The following is a 1,966-nucleotide window of genomic DNA, read 5'->3' as shown; positions in this document are numbered from 1 at the left end:
GGCTGGGACATCGCCACTGCCCAGTGCACGGCCGCGTCGCGCAATCTGCTGGGACTGGCTTCCGAGCAGAGCCTCTACAACCTCGCGCAGCGTATCATTGAGCTAGAGGTGATCCCGGCGCTGCGTCACTACGGGGTGGGCCTCATCCCCTATGGACCGATCGGCGCTGGGTTGCTCGGCGGCGTGCTCCGCGGGGCAGCCCAGGGGCACGGCTCGTCGACGCCGCTTCAACCGCGGATCGCCGAACTGCGCCCGCAATTGGAAGCCTATGAAGCGCTCTGCGATGAACTGGGCGAAGCGCCGGCCCTCGTGGCCCTCGCGTGGTTGCTCCACAATCCGATTGTCAGCGCGGTGATCAGCGGTCCCCGGACGGTGGTGCAGCTCCGCGAGAACTTGAAGGCACCCTTGCTGAAGCTTTCGAATGAAACACTGATGAGGCTGGACAAGATTTGGCCAGGCCCCGGCGGCGAAGCGCCGGGGGCCTATGCCTGGTAGGTTGTGGGAGTGACTGCTGTACCTACATAGCAACCGTGCTGGAAGACTTAGAGACGGCCCGATTGCAGATGGCCCCTCGCAATTGCGAAGGCTATGACCATCTGTTTCGGAATTCCAAATCGCTCGGGCCAAGATCAAATGGGTCGGAGCGTAGGTCAGAGATCCCGAGTACAGCCATCCGGCATTAAAGCGGAGCGTCATGGTGTCCCAGCAGCAGAGCGATGCCAAACGCCGGAAGTGTTGCCACCGCGACCGCGAAGAAGACGAATTGCAAGCCGGCCGACGCGGCGACCATTCCGAGCGCCGGACTGCCGAAGCCTAGCGCCAAGTCGAGGAAGACGGTGTAGAATCCCATGGCCAGGCCGCGGCTGCGTGGCGGAAGACTGCTTACGGCCTCGGCACCGAGACCGGGATAGACCAGCGAATAGCCGAGGCCGGTCAGCCCCGCTCCGATGGCGGCGAGTACAGGCCCGGGCGCAAGCCAGATCAACATCAGCCCTGCGGCCTGGACCGCCACGAAGATCACGGCGACGCGCGCGCCCCCTAACCTGTCAGGCAGGTGGCCGAAGCATAGCCTTGCCGCGATCAGCGAAGCGGCATAGGCGGTGAAGGGAAGCCAGACTGGCTGCCAACCGCGCTCGGCAAAGAGCAGCGCGCCGAAGGACAGGATTGCGCCATAGCCGAGGCTGCTGAAAGCGGCTCCGATGCCGGGAAGCCAGACCGCTCGCGCCACGCTCTTCCATGATTGCCGCGTAGTGCTCGCGGCGGGGCTGGCACTACGCATCGGCAGGATGGCAAGCAGCGTCGCAAGCGGCAGGACGAGCGTCGCGAGAGCGATCGCCGCGAAGCCTACGGCCGCGTAAAGCGCAGATCCGATCGGTGCGCCGAGCGCGAGCGCCGCGAACATCGCCGTACCCACCCAGGCGATGACCTTTCCGGAGTTCTGTCCGCCCGCAAGGGCCAGGCCCCAGGCGACGCCCCCGGTGATGATAAAGCTCTCGGCCGCGCCCAGCACCGCCCGGCCGGCGAAGAGCCAAGACGCGGACACTAGCGGCCGGTCAAGCAATGCCAGCGAGCCGAGATAAATGAACCCCGCCAGCGCAGCGGCAATGAGTCCGATAATGACGGCCCGCCTGCCGCCGCGGCCATCGGCATAATTTCCGGCTCCAATGCGCGACAGCATCGAGGCGACGAACTGGCTACCCGTCACCAGCCCGACGGCGAAGGGACCGAAACCGAGCCGCTGGTGAAGATGCAGCGGCAGGACGGGCAGCGCCAGGCCGATCAGCAGGAAGCCGGCGAAGACAGCCGCCATGATCGGCAACAGTTCCGCCATCGCGTCATTTCGGCCTGAGGTCCGCGCCATCGTGGCCATCGGTGGCACCTTAAGAGCCGGGCTGTTCAGATCACTCGCGCTCGTAGGTCACGCGCCAGCCCTCGGCCGGATTGTCCGGCGTGAGGACCAGCTTAC

General features: G+C 65.7%; 2 protein-coding genes. One reads left to right on the top strand and one right to left on the bottom strand.

Annotated elements, in window-relative coordinates:
• A partial coding sequence (locus tag AC1DZP_RS35980) for an aldo/keto reductase (RefSeq protein ID WP_477309081.1) occupies positions 1-495 on the top strand: 495 nt, incomplete at its 5' end.
• Between the two features lie 184 nt (positions 496-679).
• Here AC1DZP_RS35980 and AC1DZP_RS35975 read toward each other — a convergent pair.
• Positions 680-1,861, bottom strand: coding sequence for an arabinose transporter (locus tag AC1DZP_RS35975; RefSeq protein ID WP_477309083.1), 1,182 nt, complete (start codon positions 1,859-1,861; stop codon positions 680-682).
• Positions 1,862-1,966 lie beyond the last annotated feature (105 nt).

The sequence above is a fragment of the Mesorhizobium sp. P2_F8 genome (assembly GCF_056403655.1).
This window is presented reverse-complemented; position numbering and strand designations above follow the sequence as displayed.